The 19,061-nt window shown below is 59.3% G+C and carries 16 protein-coding genes and 1 pseudogene; 12 read left to right on the top strand and 5 right to left on the bottom strand.

The features are described 5' to 3' along the window. Positions 1-75: 75 nt before the first annotated feature. The 3 genes from fliT to fliD are packed head-to-tail and all read right to left on the bottom strand — an operon-like array spanning position 76 to position 2,302. Positions 76-444: a flagella biosynthesis regulatory protein FliT gene (gene fliT, locus ACJ8QI_RS10690; protein WP_038876898.1), complete on the bottom strand. Its 369-nt coding sequence runs from the start codon at positions 442-444 to the stop codon at positions 76-78. Beyond that, complete coding sequence (gene fliS / locus ACJ8QI_RS10685) at positions 444-854, bottom strand: flagellar export chaperone FliS (RefSeq protein ID WP_038876901.1); 411 nt, start codon at positions 852-854, stop codon at positions 444-446. Before fliS ends, fliT begins: the two co-directional genes overlap by 1 nt. A 32-nt stretch (positions 855-886) precedes the next feature. Then, positions 887-2,302: a flagellar filament capping protein FliD gene (gene fliD, locus ACJ8QI_RS10680; protein WP_442532459.1), complete on the bottom strand. Its 1,416-nt coding sequence runs from the start codon at positions 2,300-2,302 to the stop codon at positions 887-889. On the opposite strand from fliD, the gene ACJ8QI_RS10675 reads away from it, so the two are divergent. The 8 genes from ACJ8QI_RS10675 to tcyN all read left to right on the top strand — a co-directional run bounded on the left by ACJ8QI_RS10675 (position 2,296) and on the right by tcyN (position 8,774). Continuing rightward, the gene (locus ACJ8QI_RS10675) at positions 2,296-2,466 is read left to right on the top strand and encodes a hypothetical protein (protein WP_225528669.1); all 171 of its coding nucleotides are present in this window, start codon (positions 2,296-2,298) and stop codon (positions 2,464-2,466) included. The genes fliD and ACJ8QI_RS10675 overlap by 7 nt on opposite strands. A gap of 117 nt (positions 2,467-2,583) precedes the next feature. Beyond that, on the top strand, positions 2,584-3,852 hold the full coding sequence (locus ACJ8QI_RS10670; RefSeq protein ID WP_343180763.1) for a FliC/FljB family flagellin: 1,269 nt from the start codon (positions 2,584-2,586) through the stop codon (positions 3,850-3,852). Positions 3,853-4,034: 182 nt separating this feature from the next. Further along, positions 4,035-4,757, top strand: a complete 723-nt coding sequence (locus ACJ8QI_RS10665) for an RNA polymerase sigma factor FliA (RefSeq protein WP_004934752.1) — start codon at positions 4,035-4,037, stop codon at positions 4,755-4,757. Positions 4,758-4,812: 55 nt separating this feature from the next. After that, positions 4,813-5,322: a flagella biosynthesis regulatory protein FliZ gene (gene fliZ, locus ACJ8QI_RS10660; protein WP_025303240.1), complete on the top strand. Its 510-nt coding sequence runs from the start codon at positions 4,813-4,815 to the stop codon at positions 5,320-5,322. 125 nt (positions 5,323-5,447) lie between these two features. Beyond that, positions 5,448-6,440 carry a D-cysteine desulfhydrase gene (locus ACJ8QI_RS10655; RefSeq protein WP_025303239.1) on the top strand — a complete coding sequence of 331 codons (993 nt, stop codon included), beginning with the start codon at positions 5,448-5,450 and terminating at the stop codon, positions 6,438-6,440. A gap of 115 nt (positions 6,441-6,555) precedes the next feature. Beyond that, positions 6,556-7,356 (top strand): cystine ABC transporter substrate-binding protein, encoded by an 801-nt coding sequence (gene tcyJ, locus ACJ8QI_RS10650; protein WP_049197982.1) that lies wholly within the window; start codon positions 6,556-6,558, stop codon positions 7,354-7,356. Next, the gene (gene tcyL, locus ACJ8QI_RS10645; protein ID WP_025303237.1) at positions 7,356-8,018 is read left to right on the top strand and encodes a cystine ABC transporter permease; all 663 of its coding nucleotides are present in this window, start codon (positions 7,356-7,358) and stop codon (positions 8,016-8,018) included. Before tcyJ ends, tcyL begins: the two co-directional genes overlap by 1 nt. 3 nt (positions 8,019-8,021) lie before the next feature. Continuing rightward, positions 8,022-8,774: an L-cystine ABC transporter ATP-binding protein TcyN gene (gene tcyN, locus ACJ8QI_RS10640; RefSeq protein WP_060424097.1), complete on the top strand. Its 753-nt coding sequence runs from the start codon at positions 8,022-8,024 to the stop codon at positions 8,772-8,774. Positions 8,775-8,803: 29 nt separating this feature from the next. Here tcyN and ACJ8QI_RS10635 read toward each other — a convergent pair. Next, positions 8,804-8,899, bottom strand: a pseudogene (locus ACJ8QI_RS10635) (type II toxin-antitoxin system HicB family antitoxin); the annotation flags it as partial. Between the two features lie 211 nt (positions 8,900-9,110). Beyond that, complete coding sequence (gene putA, locus ACJ8QI_RS10630) at positions 9,111-13,082, bottom strand: trifunctional transcriptional regulator/proline dehydrogenase/L-glutamate gamma-semialdehyde dehydrogenase (protein WP_055312424.1); 3,972 nt, start codon at positions 13,080-13,082, stop codon at positions 9,111-9,113. A gap of 577 nt (positions 13,083-13,659) precedes the next feature. Here putA and putP point away from each other — a divergent pair. The 4 genes from putP (at position 13,660) to efeB (ending at position 18,701) form a co-directional block, all read left to right on the top strand. Continuing rightward, positions 13,660-15,144, top strand: coding sequence for a sodium/proline symporter PutP (gene putP / locus ACJ8QI_RS10625; RefSeq protein WP_442532458.1), 1,485 nt, complete (start codon positions 13,660-13,662; stop codon positions 15,142-15,144). A gap of 244 nt (positions 15,145-15,388) precedes the next feature. Then, the gene (efeU, locus tag ACJ8QI_RS10620) at positions 15,389-16,234 is read left to right on the top strand and encodes an iron uptake transporter permease EfeU (protein WP_060423658.1); all 846 of its coding nucleotides are present in this window, start codon (positions 15,389-15,391) and stop codon (positions 16,232-16,234) included. Between the two features lie 20 nt (positions 16,235-16,254). After that, positions 16,255-17,391: an iron uptake system protein EfeO gene (efeO, locus tag ACJ8QI_RS10615; RefSeq protein ID WP_442532457.1), complete on the top strand. Its 1,137-nt coding sequence runs from the start codon at positions 16,255-16,257 to the stop codon at positions 17,389-17,391. Between the two features lie 11 nt (positions 17,392-17,402). Then, positions 17,403-18,701 (top strand): iron uptake transporter deferrochelatase/peroxidase subunit, encoded by a 1,299-nt coding sequence (gene efeB / locus ACJ8QI_RS10610; RefSeq protein ID WP_047730480.1) that lies wholly within the window; start codon positions 17,403-17,405, stop codon positions 18,699-18,701. Positions 18,702-19,061 lie beyond the last annotated feature (360 nt).

Below are 19,061 nucleotides of genomic sequence, written 5' to 3'. Positions count from 1 at the left end.
GATTAATATCCTAACGTAACCCGAGAGTAATAGCGCATGGTGCTATTTAATCCATTTTCGTCAGTATTGTCGATCTTATCGGACCTGTGGTTCCCCCAGCAACAGCGCGCGGTCATGAAACTGGCCGTAGGTATTGTTGACCACGTTCTGGCGCGTGGACTGCTCGATCAGCGTTTTCAGCTCATCCATGCGCTGCTGCAGCAGACGCTTGAGCTCGGTTTCGTTGTCGAGGATCTGTTGCAGCTTATTGCGCAGCATCTCCTGCAGTGCCATAGACGGGCCGGCTTGCCCGGTAAAGGCGGCGGTTTTTTCCACCGCCGTCACGTAGGCGAATTCGAGTTCGACGAGCTCTTCCCAGCGCCCGGTTTGCGCCAGTGCGATCATCTGGCTGCTCAGGCTGTAAATTTGTTGATAAGCGGCTAACAGCTGCTGTTGACGTTCCATTACACGGCGTCCTGCGAAGGTTGGTAGTTGGGGCCGATCTGGCGCCAGGCGTCGGCGATGTTCTCCAGCAGCTTGACCACTTCGGCGATCGCCGCCTCGTCGTTATGCAGATTGGCCTGCATTAACCGACGCTTCATGTAGTCGTACAACGCCGCCAGGTTTTCGGCGATCTCGCCGCCCTGCTGAGGGTCCAGACCGCCTTTCAGGCCGTTGTCGATGATGTTGATGGCTTTGGACAGCGCCAGGCCTTTGCCGGCGATATCGCCCTGGTTCATCAGGATGCGTGCGCGAAGCAGGGCGCTGAGCGCCCCGTCGAACAACATCACGATTAACTGGTGCGGGCTGGCGCTCATGGCGCCGCTTTCCAGACTGACCTGTGCATAGGCCTGAGTGCCGCTTCTGTTATACATGTTGTTTCTTTACCTGTTACCTGGTTAAGGGATCACTTTGCCGAGAATTGCTGTTTTAAATAGTCACCCGTGCCGCTCAATTTAGACATCATGGTATCTAACTGAACGAACTGCTGCTTATAGCGGTCGATGGTGTTCTGAATGCTGGCCGTGACCGTGGTGATCTGGATGTTCAGGCGATCGAGGTTGGTATTGATGCTCTTGGTCGAGTTCTCGATGATGCCGCCGGCCTTGATGTAATTTTGGATATCGTTGTGGATCTGGGTGGCCATACCGGTGTCTTTGCCGTTACCGGCGAAGAAGTTGGCGACCTGCTCCGGTTTTTCGTCGATGGCTTTGTTCAGCTTGGTGCTGTCGATTTCCAGCTTGCCGGTTTTGACGTTGGTGGTGATGCCGAGGTTGCCCAGGCCTTTCAACTCCGGGTTGTCCTGCGCCGAGCTGAGGGCGCTTTTGATCGAGGACTGAATACCGCGCAGGGTGTTGTCGCCCAGCAGCGCGCCATTTTTAGCGTTCTGCGCTTCACCGGGTTTGACCGGGGTGTATTTGGTCAGCGAGTTGAAAGTGTCCAGCAGTGTGTTGTAGTTATCCACCCACTCTTTAATCTTGTCGGCGCTGCCGCTCTTGTCGATGCCGATCACCAGGTTTTGCGGTTCGCCGGACTTGGTGGTGCTCTTCAGATCGAGCGTGACACCCTGTAAGGCATCGGCGATCGAGTTGGTGCTGCGCTTGATTTTCGTGCCGTTGACGACGATTTCCGCATCCTGCCCGGGCACGGTTTGTTTCATCGCGGTGCTGCCATCTTTCGGCGGATTTTTAGGATCGTAGTTGAGGATGGCGCCGAGCTTGTCGTCGTTATTGACCTGTACCGCAATGGTGTTTTTTTCGCCGGGTGTGGTGGAGCTCAATGCCAGTTGATAGTCATTGTCGCCGACGCGCATGATGCTGGCGGTAACGCCGGATTTCGACTTATTGATGGCGTCGCGCATTTCGACCAGTGAAGTCTGATCGTCACCGAGCGGGATCTTGGTCTCTTTCGGCGGGTCACCGGCGGTGATGCTGATAGAGCGATCGTTGCTGCCCGGCGTGCCCAGCTTGGCCTGCTGGTCGGCGATCGGCGTTTGAGTGGTCAGCGTTTGCGGCTGCGCCAGTTTCAGCACCTCGATCGAGTAGTTGCCCGGCACCGACTTGTCGGTGGTGCTCACGGTAAACTGATCGTGCTTGGTGGCGGTGGTGTTGTTGAAGAACTCTGGCTTGGCCAGGTCTTTGCTCAGATTGTCAAACTTCTCCAGTGCGCCTTTCAGCGTGCCGTAAGCGGTTAGCTGGGCGTTGTAGCTGGTCTGCTGGGTGGTGTACGGCGTCAGACGCTGCTGTTCCGCTTTGGTCAGCTTGTCGAGCAAACCGTTAAGGTCGAGTCCTGAGCCGATGCCTAATGAACTGATCGATGCCATTCGTGCTTCTCCTTGATAATGACTTTATTCGCTTTACGCGTTATCGGCCCAGTGATGAAAAAGTTTACCGAAAAAAACAAAAAAACGATGGCGCAATAGAGGAGGGAAAAACCGCGTTATTTCCGCCATTGCCCCTGGCGCAAAAAATTTTAAAAAATTGCTAAAGGTTGTTAGGGGAGGGCCGATACCTGAGGGGACGGTGGTTGACGCCGTGGGCAAACAAGCCCGAACCTTTTAACTGTGTTGCGAAGAACGCAACTGACTCGTAAGGAAAGCAAACAATGGCACAAGTAATTAACACTAACAGCCTGTCGCTGATGGCGCAGAACAACCTGAACAAATCTCAGTCTTCTCTGGGTACTGCGATTGAGCGTCTGTCTTCCGGTCTGCGTATCAACAGCGCGAAAGACGATGCTGCGGGTCAGGCTATCTCCAACCGTTTCACCGCGAACATCAAGGGCCTGACTCAGGCTTCTCGCAACGCCAACGACGGTATCTCCCTGGCGCAGACCACTGAAGGCGCACTGAACGAAGTTAACGACAACCTGCAGAACATCCGTCGTCTGACCGTACAGTCTCAGAACGGTTCCAACTCTTCCAGCGACCTGCAGTCCATCCAGGACGAGATCTCTCAGCGTCTGTCTGAAATCAACCGCATCTCCGAGCAGACTGATTTCAACGGCGTGAAAGTACTGAGCGCAGATCAGAAACTGACCATCCAGGTTGGCGCGAACGACGGCGAAACCATCGATATCGAACTGAAAGACATCAACGCTAAAACTCTGGGTCTGGATAAGTTCAGCGTGGCCGATCCTATCGATACCACTAAAATTGGCACCACGAAACTGACCGCCGTTGATAAAATGGGCGCGCCGACTATCTCTGCGGACAGCAACGGTACGCCAAAAACCAGCGACGGCAAACTGTACTCTGCTGACGACGGCACCGGCAAAATCAACTACTTCGTTAAATCTACCGATGGCGGCATCTATGATGCAACCGTAGCGGCTGACGGCAAAGTTGCCTGGAACTCTACTGCAGCAGCAACCAAACCAACTGCTGGCCTGAAAGAAGAGACTCAGGTTAAAGTTGGCACCACCAACATCAGCGGCCTGAGCGGTAGCGATGAACTGCGCACTTACACCGACCCAGCCGGCAAATCTGGCTATGTGGTTAAAGGCAAAGACGATAACGGCAACGACGCTTACTTCAAAGCGACCGTAGACGCTTCCGGTAAAGTGACCAAAGGCGCGCAACAGTCCACCGATCCAAAAACTGCCGACCCGCTGGCAACCCTGGACAAAGCGCTGTCTCAGGTTGACTCCCTGCGTTCTTCCCTGGGTGCGGTACAGAACCGTTTCGATTCTGTTATCAACAACCTGAACAGCACCGTTAACAACCTGTCCGCTTCTCAGTCCCGTATCCAGGATGCTGACTACGCGACCGAAGTGTCCAACATGAGCCGTGCCAACATCCTGCAACAGGCTGGCACCTCTGTTCTGGCACAGGCTAACCAGTCTACTCAGAACGTGCTGTCCCTGCTGCGTTAATCGTCTCTCCCGATTAACTGTCGCAAAGAAACCCCGCTTCGGCGGGGTTTTTTTATGCTCGCGCACCGCGCGGTTATTACATGGCGCAAATAAAGCCCGTTTTGTGCGACTGTTCAGCCGATTGGCATTCCGCCCCCTACGCATAATAGCGCTGACTCTCTTATCCGCAGGTTTAAGACATAGTGAGCGATCTGTATACCGCCGAAGGCGTGATGGACAAAAATTCTCTCTGGCTGCGCTACGTCCCGTTAGTGCGCCACGAGGCGTTGCGCCTGCAGGTCAGGCTGCCCGCCAGCGTGGAGCTTGACGACTTGCTGCAGGCCGGGGGAATCGGGCTATTGAACGCCGTTGAGCGTTATGACGCCCTACAAGGAACCGCCTTTACCACCTATGCGGTGCAACGCATTCGCGGCGCGATGCTCGACGAGCTGCGCAGCCGCGACTGGGTGCCGCGCAGCGTGCGGCGCCATGCGCGCGAAGTCGCGCAGGTGATGCGGCAACTGGAACAGCGTTACGGCCGTCCGGCGAGCGAGACGGAAGTGGCGCAGACGCTGAATATCTCGCTGGATGAGTACCGTCAAATTCTGTTGGACACCAATAACAGCCAGCTTTTCTCCTACGACGAATGGCGCGAGGAGCATGGCGAGAACGCGGAACCGATGCTGGAAGGGCATGAAGAGGCCAACCCGCTGCATCACCTGTTGGAAGGCAGCCTGCGCCAGCGGGTGATCGACGCCATCGAGGCGTTGCCGGAGCGCGAAAAAATGGTGCTGACGCTGTATTACCAGGAAGAGTTGAATCTCAAAGAGATCGGCGCCGTGCTGGACGTCGGGGAATCCCGCGTCAGCCAACTGCACAGTCAGGCGATCAAACGGCTGCGCGCGCGGCTGGCGAACGATACCTGACGGCGACCCGCCGCCCCTCAACTCGATGACTCATGCGACAATCGGACTGCCCTTTATGCCAGGAATACTGTTGAAGAAACGGCCGCTTAGCCGTTACCTGAAAGACTACAAGCACAGCCAGACCCATTGCTCCCAGTGCGGCAAACTGTTGGACCGCATGGCGCTGGTGTTTCGCGGCAAGATTATCAATAAAGAAGCCATCGCGCGCATGGATCAGCCGATCGACGATGCGGTCTGGCAAAACGTGCAGCACGAGCTGACCGCGCTGTGCCGCTTTTGCAGCGAGATCTCCTGCAACAGCCACCCGAGCTATTTCGACATCATGGCGTTCAAGCAGTATCTGTTCGAACAGACCGAGATGAGCCACAGCACCATCCGCGAGTATGTGGTGCGGCTGCGCCGGCTGGACGAAATGCTGGTGGCGCGCAACTATCCGGCGGATAAATTCGCCAGCAGCGCCAGCCATCAGCGCATCATCGACGATCTGCCTACCGCGGCGCACAACAACTACCGCATTGCGCTGCGCAAATACGATCAGTATCTCGCCTGGCAGCGCAGCTACTGAGACTTTTCCCCGGCCGTTGGGCCGGGGCCTGCTGTTTCCCCCGTGATAAAGGATGATTATTCAGTTCACATCTGCTAAATCTATCGGTTATCAGATGTTGATATTCGATTCCCTGGGGGGAAGTAGTGAACCTGCAACAACAACTGGCGCAATTTCCGCGTCTGGATCTGGTTGGCACCGCCACACCGCTCGAAAAGCTGTCCCGTCTCTCCGATTACCTCGGCCGCGAAATCTACCTCAAACGTGACGATGTCACTCCTATGGCCATGGGCGGCAACAAGCTGAGAAAGCTCGAGTTTCTGGCCGCCGACGCGCTGCGACAAGGCGCCGATACGCTGGTCACCGCCGGCGCCATTCAATCCAACCACGTGCGCCAGACGGCGGCGGTGGCGGCGAAACTCGGCCTGCACTGCGTCGCGCTACTGGAAAACCCTATCGATACCCGCGCGGAAAACTACCTGACCAACGGCAACCGCCTGTTGCTCGGCCTGTTCAACGCCGAGGTGGTGATGTGCGAAGCGCTGCACGATCCGCAGCAGCAGCTGGCGGAGCTGGCGACGCGCCTTGAGGCGCAGGGCTTCCGGCCTTACGTGGTGCCGGTGGGCGGTTCCAATGCCCTGGGCGCGCTGGGATACGTACAGTGTGCATTGGAAATCGCCGAGCAGAGCCAACGCAGCAACGTGGCGTTCAGTTCGGTGGTGGTGGCGTCCGGCAGCGCCGGCACCCACGCCGGGCTGGCGGTGGGGCTGCAGCAGCTGCTGCCGGAAACCGAACTGATCGGCGTGACCGTCTCGCGTACCGTGATCGATCAGCTGCCGAAGGTGGAGCAGATCCAGAAAGCTCTGGCCTGTTCGCTGAATATCGACGAACTGGCGCCGATCGCGCTGTGGGACGATTACTTCGCGCCGCAATACGGCATGCCGAACGAAGAGGGCATGGCGGCGGTGCAGCTGCTGGCGCAGCAAGAAGGCGTATTGCTGGATCCGGTGTACACCGGCAAAGCGATGGCCGGTTTGATCGACGGCATCGCCCAGCGGCGCTTCCGCGATGAAGGCCCTATTCTGTTCGTTCACACCGGCGGCGCGCCGGCGCTGTTCGCCTACCATCCACAGGTGTAAACACCGCTTGTTATTCCATTTTGAACTATATTTATAAAGTTATATTCCTTTATGCGGGCAGTCGCACTGTTAAAGTGCTGATATCAAAAAAGATAAATAACACACAGGGGTGTTTATGATGTTTGCAAAAGTTCGTCGTCAATGGCTGTTGGGCGTGGTGGGCGTCGCGTTGGCCGCCGGTTTAGCGACCCAAACCTACGCTGCCGACAATCTGCTGCAGCAGGTGAAGCAGCGCGGCACGCTGATCGTCGGCCTGGAAGGCACCTATCCGCCGTTCAGCTTCCAGGGGGAAGACGGCAAGCTGACCGGTTTCGAAGTGGATTTCGCCAACGCGCTGGCGGAACACCTGGGCGTGAAGGCCAAGCTGAACCCGACCAAGTGGGACGGCATGCTGGCTTCGCTGGATTCGAAACGCATCGACGTGGTCATCAACCAGGTGACGCTCTCCGATGAGCGCAAGAAGAAATATGACTTCTCCACCCCTTACACCGTTTCCGGTATTCAGGCGCTGGTGAAAAAAGGCAACGAAGGCACCATCACCAAGCCGGAAGACCTGAAGGGCAAGAAGGTCGGCGTGGGCCTGGGCACCAACTATGAGCAATGGCTGCGCGCGAACGTGCAGGGCGTGGACGTGCGTACCTACGACGACGACCCGACCAAGTATCAGGATCTGCGCGTTGGCCGCATCAACGCCATTCTGGTGGATCGCCTGGCGGCGCTGGATCTGGTGAAGAAAACCGGCGATACCTTGGCGGTAGCCGGCCCGGCGTTCTCTCGCCAGGAATCCGGCGTGGCGCTGCGCAAGAACAACCCAGAGCTGCTGGCAGCGATTGACCAGGCGATCGCCGAGATGCAAAAAGACGGCACGATGGCGAAGATCTCCGAGAAATGGTTTGGCGCGGACGTAACTAAATAATGCACGAAAGTATTCAACTGGCGCTGGATTCAGCGCCATTTTTATTGAAGGGCGCAATACTGACGCTTCAGCTCAGCCTGGGCGGTATGGCGTTGGGGTTGCTGCTCGGTTTTCTGCTGGCGCTGATGCGCCTTTCACCGCTTTGGCCGCTGTCGTGGCTGTCGCGTATCTACGTGTCGCTGTTCCGCGGTACGCCGTTGATCGCCCAACTGTTTATGATCTATTACGGTCTGCCGCAGTTCGGCATCGAGTTCGATCCCTTCCCGGCGGCGCTGATTGGCCTGTCGCTCAATACCGCCGCTTACACCTCGGAAACGCTGCGTGCGGCGATTTCGTCGATCGACAAAGGGCAGTGGGAAGCCGCCGCCAGCATCGGCATGACCCGTTGGCAAACACTGCGTCGGGTGATCTTGCCGCAGGCGGCGCGCACCGCCTTGCCGCCGCTGGGCAACAGCTTTATCGGCTTGGTGAAAGACACCTCGCTGGCCGCCACCATACAGGTGCCGGAACTGTTCCGCCAGGCGCAGTTGATCACCTCGCGCACGCTGGAAGTGTTCACCATGTACCTGGCGGCATCGCTGATTTATTGGGTGATGGCAACCCTGCTTTCCGCGCTGCAAAACCGTCTGGAAGCCCACGTTAATCGCCAGGATCAGGAGTAGCGCATGAGTGCCATTGAAGTTAAGCAATTGACCAAGCAGTTCAAGGGTCAGACGGTGCTGCATGGGATCGATCTGGCGGTGGACGCCGGCGAAGTGGTGGCGATCATCGGGCCGAGCGGCTCGGGGAAAACCACCTTATTGCGCTGCATTAACCTGCTGGAGGAGCCGGATTCCGGCACCATTCGCGTCGGCGATATCCTGATCGACGGCAGCAAGCCGCTGAGCAAACAGAAAAATCAGGTGCGGGCTCTGCGCCAGCAGGTCGGTTTCGTGTTCCAGAACTTCAACCTGTTCCCGCACCGTTCGGTGTTGGAAAACATCATCGAAGGGCCGGTGGTCGTCAAGGGCGAGGCGAAAGCCAGCGCGGAACAGCGCGCCCGCGCGTTGCTGGCCAAGGTGGGGCTAAGCGGCAAAGAGCAGGCGTATCCGCGGCGGCTGTCCGGCGGTCAACAGCAGCGGGTGGCTATTGCGCGCGCGCTGGCGATGCAGCCGGAGGTGATTCTGTTCGATGAGCCGACGTCGGCGCTCGATCCCGAGCTGGTGGGGGAAGTGCTCAATACCATGCGCTCATTGGCGGAAGAGAAACGGACCATGGTGATCGTCACCCATGAGATGAGCTTTGCCCGCGACGTGGCGGACCGGGTTATCTTTATGGACCACGGCCGCATCGTTGAACAGGGCCCGGCCAAAGCGCTGTTCGCCAACCCGCAGCACCAGCGCACTCAGCAATTCCTCGACAAATTCTTGAATCAATAAGACGGCGGGGGAGCTTCCCCCGTTCGCATTCACTCCTTTTTCAACAATGCGTTTCGCGCGGCGGCGGCGAGAAATCCGCTGCGGCTACCGTATCCCGGATGTTACTGAACCCGAGAGTCAATGCGACGAGTAGCGTTCTGCCACGGTTTGCAAGCAGACTAATTCGTTCTGAGTTCACCCTGTTGTTATCGCCCATGAGGCGCCGCATCCTCATGCCAGGATAGCAAGACGCTAACGGCTGACCGGGCTGCGGGCAATAAAAAACCCTGCACACGTGCAGGGTTTGCGTAGCGGTGAGCCAATCAGGCGGCCATGCATGGCCGCCTTGACGATGCGTTAACCGATGGTCATCAGGCTGGCGTTACCGCCGGCGGCGGCGGTGTTGACGCTCAGCGAACGCTCGATCAGCAGGCGTTCCAACAGGATGTTGGTTTCACCGTGAGCGAAGCCCTGCACCGAGACGATGGCGCCGCCGCGCTGCGCGATCTGCTCGCACAGGGTGCGCAGCTGGTCGGCATCGCCGTGGTAGATGGCGGCGTCGAACTCGACCTTGTCCTGCTGCCAGTCTTTGCTGAAGGCGATGCGCGCCTGCACATCGTTCGGCAAGCGGCGGAACAGATTGCGCTGCAGTTCCGCTTCCGGCCACAGCGCGCTGCTGCCGACCGCCAGCACGGCGGCCAACTGGATCAGCGCGTCGGCTTCGTTATCCGCCAGGCACAGCACGCGTTCACGCGGCAGCAGGGCATAGGTATTGCGCTCGCCGGTCGGGCCCGGCAGCGGACGTACGGTGCCGCCCTGGCCCAGCTCCGCATAGCGCTGCGCCAATGCCGCCAGTTCGCCGTGTTGGCTGGTGACCGCCCATTTCTCCAGCGATTGCAGCGCGCCCAACAGCTGCGGCCGCGCGGTGGCTTCCATCGGGCGCTCGTCGTCCTGACGGTGCAGCGTACGCTGCAGCGCGTCGTCCGGACGGTTAGCCAGCAGACGGTACAGGTACAGCGGGCCGCCGGCTTTCGGGCCGGTGCCCGACAGGCCTTCGCCGCCGAACGGCTGCACGCCGACCACCGCGCCAACCATGTTACGGTTGACGTACAGGTTGCCGACCTTGGCGCGTTCGGTCACCCGGGCGATGGTTTCATCGATACGGGTGTGAATGCCCAGCGTCAGGCCATAACCGGCGGCGTTGATCTGATCGACCAGCGCGTCCAGATTGTTGCGCTGGAAGCGCACCACGTGCAGCACCGGGCCAAAGATCTCTTTTTGCAGCTCGTCGAAGCTGTCGAGTTCGATCAGCGTCGGTTTGATGAAGGTGCCGCGCGCCCACTCTTTCTCATCCTGCGCGCTGCCTTTGGCGGCCTGGTACACCTTGCGGCCTTTGGCGCGCATCGCCTGGATATGGCGTTCGATACCGGTTTTGGCTTCGGCGTCGATCACCGGGCCCACGTCGGTAGACAGGCGCTCCGGGTTGCCCATGCGGCATTCGGCCATCGCGCCGCGCAGCATTTGCAGCGTGTGCTCGGCCACGTCTTCCTGAATGCACAGGATACGCAGCGCGGAGCAGCGCTGGCCGGCGCTGTCGAAGGCGGAGGCCACCACGTCGGTGACGACTTGTTCGGTCAGGGCCGAAGAGTCGACGATCATGGCGTTCAGGCCGCCGGTTTCGGCGATCAGCGGCGTCGGACGGCCTTGCGGATCCAGGCGACCGGCGATGCTGCGCTGCAGAATGCCGGCGACGTCGGTGGAGCCGGTGAACATCACGCCGCGGACGCGGGCATCGTTGACCAGCGTTGAGCCGACGGTTTCACCCTGGCCCGGCAGCAGCTGCAGCACGCCTTGCGGAATGCCGGCTTCCAGCAGGATACGCACCGCCTGCGCGGCGACCAATGGCGTTTGCTCGGCCGGTTTGGCCAGCACGCTGTTGCCCGCCGCCAGCGCCGCGGCGATTTGGCCGGTGAAGATCGCCAGCGGGAAGTTCCACGGGCTGATGCAGACCACTGGGCCCAGCGGACGGTGGCTGTCGTTGGCGAAATCGTCGCGCACCTGGCCGGCGTAGTAGTGCAGGAAGTCCACCGCTTCGCGCACTTCGGCGATGGCGTTGTTGAAGGTTTTACCCGCTTCACGCACCAGAATGCCCAGCAGGCTTTGCAGCTGACTCTCCATCAACTCGGCGGCGCGTTCGAGGATCGCGGCGCGCTCCGTCGGCGGCGTAGCGAACCAGATTGGGCCGGCGGCCGCGGCGGCGTCGAGCGCACGGCTGACTTCGCCTTCGGTGGCTTCACGCACGTAGCCGACCACATCGCCCGGCTCGGCCGGGTTGATCACCGGTTGCTCCACGCCCTGATCCAATTCGGCGTCGATGATAGGTTCCGCGCGCCACGGATGGCTGGCGCTGGTGAGCAGGGCGCTGGAGAGCGAGGCCAGACGCTGTTCGTTGGACAGATCGAGACCGCTGGAGTTAGTGCGTTTCTCGCCGTACAGCTCGCGCGGCAGCGGAATGCGCGGATGCGGCAGGCCAATCTGGCCTTCGCTGGCTGCCAGCGCTTCCACGGCGCTGACCGGATCGGCCACCAGCTCGTCGAGCGGCAGGGTGGCATCGGCGATGCGGTTGACGAACGAGGTATTGGCGCCGTTTTCCAGCAGGCGGCGCACCAGGTATGCCAGCAGCGTTTCATGGGTGCCGACCGGCGCATAGATGCGGCAAGGGCGGTTCAGTTTGCCGTCGGCCACTTTACCCACCACCTGCTCGTACAGCGGCTCACCCATGCCGTGCAGGCACTGGAACTCATACTGGCCAGGGTAGTAGTTGTTGCCGGCCAGATGATAGATGGCGCTCAGGGTGTGGGCGTTGTGGGTCGCGAACTGCGGATAAATCAGGTTCGGCACCGACAGCAGCTTGCGGGCGCAGGCCAGGTAGGAAACGTCGGTGTAGACCTTGCGGGTGTAGACCGGGTAGCCTTCCAGGCCGTCCATCTGGGCGCGTTTGATTTCGCTGTCCCAGTAGGCGCCCTTCACCAGACGGATCATCAGGCGACGGCGGCTGCGTTGCGCCATGTCGATCACCGCGTCGATGGCGAACGGACAACGTTTTTGGTAGGCCTGGATCACGAAGCCGATGCCGTTCCAGCCGGCCAGCTGCGGTTCGAAGCACAGCTTCTCCAGCAGATCGAGCGAGATCTCCAGGCGGTCGGCCTCTTCGGCGTCGATGTTGATGCCGATATCGTACTGGCGTGCCTGCAGGGTCAGCGACAGCAGGCGCGGGTAGAGCTCTTCCATGACGCGTTCGTACTGCGCGCGGCTGTAGCGCGGGTGCAGGGCGGACAGCTTGATGGAGATGCCGGGGCCTTCATAAATACCACGGCCGTTGGAGGCTTTGCCGATGGCGTGGATCGCCTGCTGGTAGGAAACCAGGTAGGCCTGCGCGTCGGCTTCGGTCAGGGCAGCTTCGCCCAGCATGTCGTAGGAGTAGCGGAAGCCTTTTTCTTCGAGCTTGCGCGCGTTGGCCAGCGCTTCGGCGATGGTTTCGCCGGTCACGAACTGTTCGCCCATCAGGCGCATCGCCATGTCCACGCCTTTGCGGATCAGCGGTTCGCCGCTCTTGCCGATAATGCGGTTCAGCGAACGGGACAGATTGGCTTCGTTATGCGTGGACACCAGCTTGCCGGTGAACAGCAGGCCCCAGGTCGCGGCGTTGACGAACAGCGACGGGCTGCGCCCGAGGTGCGAGTGCCAGTTGCCGTTGCTGATCTTGTCGCGGATCAGGGCATCGCGGGTCGGTTTGTCCGGAATGCGCAGCAGCGCTTCCGCCAGGCACATCAGCGCCACGCCTTCCTGCGAAGAGAGGGAGAACTCTTGCAGCAGGCCTTGCACCATGCCGGCGCGGCCGTTTGCACTTTTTTGGTTACGCAACTTCTCGGCGATACCATAGGCCATTTTGTGAGTGGCCTGTGCAAGATCGGCGGGTAATCGCGCCTGTTCGAGCAACATCGGCACCGCTTCGGTCTCCGGGCGACGATAGGCGGCGGTGATGGCGGCGCGGGTAACCGACTGCGGCAGAATTTGTTCGGCAAAATCGAGGAATGGCTGGTGTGACTCTTCCTGCGCTTGCGGCATAATGTCGTCCGCTTCAGGCTGGCCCGCAGCGGCCAGCGCTGGAATTTCAGGAATATCGGAACCGCTCTCGAGACGCTCGAGGTAATTAAAGATGGCCTGCTTGATGAGCCAGTGCGGCGTGCGATCGATGCGCTGCGCGGCGCTCTTGATCCGGTCGCGTGTTGCCTCGTCGAGTTTCACGCCCATTGTGGTAGTGCCCATGCCAATCCAACTCCTGTGTTTAGGTTTAGAACCTATCCCATCAGGCTAGACAAACAGCAGGCCGGAAAGCCTGTTGGGATAGGTTCGTGAGATGTGTGGTGTCAAGAATGCAGACAATATCCTGCATGTTGCAACTTTGTGCAACCTTGTTAAATCAGGCTGATGAGCGAAGTGTGAGTTTCATCGATTTTTTAACATGGCCAGTTGGCACGAATGTTGCGTTATTGAGCGAATGCGGCGGGGTTTATGCTGCCGCAGACGCTTTACCTTGCGGTATATAAGGGTAATAACCAGGTGCAACTCATTTTGCTTGTCGTGAGTGCAACCTTTGGGCCCGGTAAATGTGACGCAGGGTAAACTTTGTGTAACTTTGTTGTTAAATATCTTGTTGGTTGATGAAAGGCTCATCTAGGATAACCGACGGTCAACAATTACGGGCAGAAACTATTTTACCTGCACTTGCTCGCAGGCTGCGCCACGTTCCGGTGCGGCGGCCAGTGAAATGCATTGCGCGTGGGTTTACCGGCGCCGGCTTGGCCGGAGCGAAACGCGAATAATAATGAAAGTGGAGAATTAAATGACAATGAGCACACCTATGCTGGTGACCTTCCTGGTGTACATTTTCGGGATGGTGCTGATCGGCCTGCTTGCCTACCGGGCAACCAACAACTTTGATGACTATATTCTCGGCGGCCGCAGTTTGGGCAGCGTGGTGACCGCGCTGTCCGCCGGCGCTTCCGACATGAGCGGCTGGTTGCTGATGGGCCTGCCGGGCGCCATCTTCCTCTCCGGCATCTCCGAAAGCTGGATCGCCATCGGCCTGACCATCGGCGCTTACCTGAACTGGAAGCTGGTGGCAGGAAGGCTGCGCGTACATACCGAAGCCAACAACAACGCCCTGACGCTGCCGGATTATTTCACCAGCCGCTTTGAAGACAACAGCAAGCTGCTGCGCGTGATCTCGGCCATCGTCATCCTGGTGTTCTTCACCATTTACTGCGCCTCCGGCATCGTAGCCGGCGCGCGCCTGTTCGAAAGCACCTTCGGCATGAGCTACGAAACCGCCCTGTGGGCCGGCGCCGCGGCGACCATCCTCTATACCTTTATCGGCGGTTTCCTGGCGGTAAGCTGGACCGACACCGTGCAGGCCAGCCTGATGATTTTCGCGCTGATCCTGACGCCGGTGATCGTGATCTTCGCCGTCGGCGGCATCGATACCTCGATGCTGGTGATCCAGGCGCAGAACCCGGCCAACCTCGACATGCTGAAAGGGCTGAACTTCGTCGCCATCCTGTCGCTGCTGGGGTGGGGCCTGGGCTACTTCGGCCAGCCGCACATCCTGGCGCGTTTCATGGCGGCGGATTCTCACCGCACCATCCGCAGCGCGCGTCGCATCAGCATGACCTGGATGATCCTGTGCCTGGCCGGCACCATCGCCGTCGGTTTCTTCGGTATTGCTTACTTCGCCAACAACCCGGATCAAGCCGGTAACGTGTCGCAGAACGGGGAACGCGTGTTCATCGAACTGGCGATGCTGCTGTTCAACCCATGGGTAGCAGGCGTGCTGCTGTCGGCGATTCTGGCGGCGGTCATGAGTACCCTGAGCTGCCAGCTGCTGGTGTGCTCCAGCGCGATCACCGAAGACCTGTACAAGGCGTTCCTGCGTAAAGGCGCCAGCCAGCGCGAGCTGGTGTGGGTCGGCCGCGTGATGGTGCTGGTGGTGGCCTTGATCGCCATCGCGTTGGCGGCCAACCCGGAGAACCGCGTGCTGGGCCTGGTGAGCTACGCCTGGGCCGGTTTCGGCGCCGCCTTCGGTCCGGTGGTGCTGATTTCGGTGATGTGGTCGCGCATGACCCGCAACGGCGCGCTGGCCGGTATGCTGGTCGGTGCGGTGACGGTGATCGTCTGGAAACAGTACGAATGGCTGGGGCTGTATGAAATCATCCCTGGCTTCATCCTGGGTTGCCTCGCCATCGTGGTGGTGAGCCTGATGGGCCACCAGCCTTCCGCCACCATGACCGAGCGTTTCGATCAGGCGGAAGCCGAGTACAAAACGGTGTAACGCCGTTCGATGTCAGTCGGTAAGGGGCGCGCAGAGCGCCCCTTTTTTTGTCTGCCGATCGCCGTCATCCAGCTGTAACACCTGGCGACATTTGATTAGAAAAAATCACCGTCATGCCTCTTGTATTTATTCTTGGCAGAATGATAATCACTCTCGTTGGTTTTTACGTTTCTTTACATAGTCGCCGCGGCTCATTTCGCAACCACCGTCTCTGCCGCCGCGGTCTTTTCAGGGGTGATTATTTATGTTCGTTCCCTTTCTTATCATGTTCCGTGAGGGGCTGGAGGCCGCGCTGATCGTCAGCCTGATCGCCAGCTACCTGAAGCGCACGCAGCGCAGCCAATGGCTGGGCGCGGTGTGGATCGGCGTGATTGTCGCTGCGGCGCTGTGTCTGGCGCTCGGCATCTTCATCAATGAAACCACCGGCGAGTTCCCGCAGAAACAGCAGGAGCTGTTCGAGGGCATCGTGGCGGTGGTGGCGGTGGTGATCCTCACCTATATGGTGTTCTGGATGCGTAAGGTGTCCAAGTCGGTCAAGGTGCATCTGGAAGGGGCGATCGATCAGGCGCTCAGCGCCGGTAAAGGGCAGGGTTGGGCGCTGGTGGCGATGGTGTTTTTCGCCGTGGCGCGCGAAGGGCTGGAGTCGGTGTTCTTCCTGCTGGCGGCGTTCCAGCAAGACGTGGGCGCCGCGGCGCCGATCGGCGCGGTGCTCGGCCTGGTGGCCGCCATCGTGCTGGGCATGATGATTTATTGGGGCGGGGTGAAGCTGCACCTGGCCAAGTTTTTCAAATGGACCAGCCTGTTCATTCTGTTCGTCGCCGCCGGCCTGGCCGCCGGGGCGATCCGTGCCTTCCACGAAGCCGGCCTGTGGAACCACTTCCAGGACATCGCCTTCGATTTCAGCAGCACCCTGTCGACCCATTCGCTGTTCGGCACCCTGCTGGAAGGTATTCTCGGTTATCAGGAAGCGCCGACGGTCAGCGAAGTGGCCGTCTATTTCCTGTATCTGATCCCGGCGCTGATTTTCTTTTTCCTGCCGCAGCGCGCGGAGCCGGCAGCGGCCCCGGCGCAACGTAAAATCAATCATTAATGTTTAATAGGGAATCTCGTATGTCTACTCCGTTATTTCGCCGCAAGGCGTTGCACGCAGCATTACTGGCTATCCCGGCGTTTGCGCTGAGCATCGACGCGTTGGCGGCGGACGTGCCGCAGGTCAAGGTCACGGTCAACGACAAGCAGTGCGAACCGATGCAGCTGACGGTGCCGGCCGGCAAGACGCAGTTTGTGGTGCATAACACCAGCCAGAAAAACGTCGAATGGGAAATCCTGAAAGGGGTGATGGTGGTGGAAGAGCGCGAAAACATCGCGCCGGGCTTCACCCAGAAAATGACCGCCACGCTGGAAGCGGGCGAATACGACATGACCTGCGGGCTGCTGAGCAACCCGAAAGGCAAACTGACCGTCACTGCAGCCACCAACGGTGCCACCGACGGCAAACCAAACGCGCTGGATCTGGTTGGCCCGATCGCCGAATACAAAGTCTACGTTATCAAAGAAGTCGACGGGCTGGTGAAACAGACCAAGCTGTTCACCGACGCGGTGAAGGCCGGCAACGTGGAGCAAGCGCGCAAGCTGTACGCGCCGACCCGCCAGCACTATGAGCGCATCGAGCCGATCGCCGAGCTGTTCTCCGATCTGGACGGCAGCATCGACGCCCGTGAAGACGACTACGAGAAGAAATCGGCGGATCCGAACTTTACCGGCTTCCACCGTCTGGAGAAGGCGCTGTTTGCCGACAACTCGACCAAAGACATGGGCAAATATGCCGATCGCCTGTACCACGACACCGTAGAGCTGCAAAAGCGCGTGAGTGAACTGACCTTCCCGCCGAGCAAGGTGGTGGGCGGCGCAGCCGGGCTGATCGAAGAAGTGGCGGCCAGCAAGATCAGCGGTGAAGAAGACCGTTACAGCCGCACCGACCTGTGGGATTTCCAGGCCAACGTCGACGGCGCGCAGAAGATCGTCAACCTGCTGCGCCCGCTGTTGGTCAAAGCCAACAAGCCGCTGCTGGACAAAATCGACGCCAACTTCAAAACCGTCGACACCATTTTGGCGAAGTACCAAACCAAAGAGGGGTATGAGTCCTATGAGAAGCTGACCGATGCCGACCGCAATGCGTTGAAAGGGCCGATCACCACGCTGGCGGAAGACCTTTCCCAACTGCGCGGCGTATTGGGTCTGGACTGAGGCATACGGTTATGAGCAACAAGGCAGGCCCGAATAACGGGCCTCACCCGCACTCTCAGGAGGCGGCATCCCCTTCACGCCGCCGTTTGCTGCAGGGGCTGGGGCTGAGCGCGCTGGCGCTGGGCGGCAGCCGCCTGGTGCAGGCGGCGGACAAAGCGGCGGAGCCGTTGGCGGCGCCGCAGGATGAGCGCTGGCAGAAACAGCCGTTTTATGGCCGCCATCAGGCCGGGGTGCTGACCCCGCAACAGGCGGCGATGATGCTGGTGGCGTTCGACGTGCTGGCGACCAGCAAAGCGGATCTGGAGCGCCTGTTCCGGCTGCTGACTGACCGCATCGCGTTCCTGACCCACGGCGGCAAGGCGCCGGAGGTGGACGCCAAATTGCCGCCGCTCGATTCGGGGATCATGGGGCCGGAGATTTATCCGGACAACCTGACCATCACCGTCTCGGTCGGCGCATCGCTGTTCGACGAACGCTTTGGCCTGCAGGCGCAAAAGCCGCTGCGGTTGCAGAAAATGACCCGCTTCCCCAACGATGCGCTGGACGCCGGGCTTTGCCACGGCGATCTGCTGCTGCAGATCTGCGCCAACACCAATGAAACGGTGATCCACGCACTGCGCGACATCATCAAGCATTCGCCGGATCTGCTCAGCGTGCGCTGGAAGCGCGAAGGGTTTATCTCCGCGCATGCGGCGCGCAGCAAAGGTAAAGAGACGCCGATCAACCTGCTGGGCTTCAAAGACGGCACCGCCAACCCGAAAACCGACGACAAACCGCTGATGGATAAGGTGGTGTGGGTCGGCGACAACGTCGGCGAGCCGGCGTGGACGGCGGGCGGCAGCTACCAGGCAGCGCGTATTATTCGCTTCCGCGTGGAGTTTTGGGATCGTACGCCGCTGCAGGAGCAGGAAACCATTTTCGGCCGCGAAAAGCACAGCGGCGCGCCGCTCGGCATGAAGCATGAACATGACGAGCCGAACTACGCGAACGATCCCGACGGCAAGGTGATCCCGATGGACGCGCACATCCGGTTGGCTAACCCCCGCACGCCGGAAAGCCAAAGCAATTTGATGTTGCGGCGTGGCTACAGCTATTCCCTTGGCGTTTCCAATGCCGGGCAGCTGGAAATGGGGCTGTTGTTCGTCTGCTATCAGGCCGATCTGGAAAAAGGATTCCTGACGGTGCAAAAAAGGCTCAACGGCGAAGCGCTGGAAGAATACATCAAGCCGATCGGCGGCGGATACTTCTTCGTATTGCCGGGTGTGAAAGAGGGCGGCGACTATTTGGCCAGCGGCCTGCTCAAGGCCTGAGCACGCAATGACGAGGCGGGATCTTCCGCCTCGTTTTACGTTGGCTTGCCTATTGTGCTGGACATTAAGCGACGGAGTTCAATTCAATCCGTCGCCTGCGGATTAAAAAATCTGAAGGGCCCGCCGACTTTGGGGTGTGCAAATTTTAATCGAGAAACTAAAGTGTCATTCGCGGCTTTTAATTGTAATTCATTGATATTAATAGGATAAAAATTTTTCTGGAATGACGCGCCGAGCGTGATATAGTGTTTTTGCGCTAACTGAAAACAAAAGATATAAAATTTTTTTACATTTTAGTAACGCGACAGGATTGAATGTCATTATACTGTAATCATCTGGCGGTAGTTTTCACACGGTGCA

The organism is Serratia sp. CY84636 (assembly GCF_052166245.1).
Taxonomy (GTDB): domain Bacteria; phylum Pseudomonadota; class Gammaproteobacteria; order Enterobacterales; family Enterobacteriaceae; genus Serratia; species Serratia nevei.
Note: the sequence above shows the minus strand (reverse complement) of the source record. Positions and strands in the feature narration are given on the sequence as shown.

Coding starts and splice junctions, on each gene's coding strand:
- tcyJ (WP_049197982.1), top strand. CDS start 6,556: ATGATGTTTGCAAAAGTTCGTCGTCAATGGCTGTTGGGCGTGGTGGGC.
- efeB (WP_047730480.1), top strand. CDS start 17,403: ATGAGCAACAAGGCAGGCCCGAATAACGGGCCTCACCCGCACTCTCAG.
- fliD (WP_442532459.1), bottom strand. CDS start 2,302: ATGGCATCGATCAGTTCATTAGGCATCGGCTCAGGACTCGACCTTAAC.
- ACJ8QI_RS10670 (WP_343180763.1), top strand. CDS start 2,584: ATGGCACAAGTAATTAACACTAACAGCCTGTCGCTGATGGCGCAGAAC.
- putA (WP_055312424.1), bottom strand. CDS start 13,082: ATGGGCACTACCACAATGGGCGTGAAACTCGACGAGGCAACACGCGAC.
- fliZ (WP_025303240.1), top strand. CDS start 4,813: ATGCCAGGAATACTGTTGAAGAAACGGCCGCTTAGCCGTTACCTGAAA.
- efeU (WP_060423658.1), top strand. CDS start 15,389: ATGTTCGTTCCCTTTCTTATCATGTTCCGTGAGGGGCTGGAGGCCGCG.
- tcyL (WP_025303237.1), top strand. CDS start 7,356: ATGCACGAAAGTATTCAACTGGCGCTGGATTCAGCGCCATTTTTATTG.
- tcyN (WP_060424097.1), top strand. CDS start 8,022: ATGAGTGCCATTGAAGTTAAGCAATTGACCAAGCAGTTCAAGGGTCAG.
- efeO (WP_442532457.1), top strand. CDS start 16,255: ATGTCTACTCCGTTATTTCGCCGCAAGGCGTTGCACGCAGCATTACTG.
- putP (WP_442532458.1), top strand. CDS start 13,660: ATGACAATGAGCACACCTATGCTGGTGACCTTCCTGGTGTACATTTTC.
- fliS (WP_038876901.1), bottom strand. CDS start 854: ATGTATAACAGAAGCGGCACTCAGGCCTATGCACAGGTCAGTCTGGAA.
- ACJ8QI_RS10675 (WP_225528669.1), top strand. CDS start 2,296: ATGCCATTCGTGCTTCTCCTTGATAATGACTTTATTCGCTTTACGCGT.
- fliT (WP_038876898.1), bottom strand. CDS start 444: ATGGAACGTCAACAGCAGCTGTTAGCCGCTTATCAACAAATTTACAGC.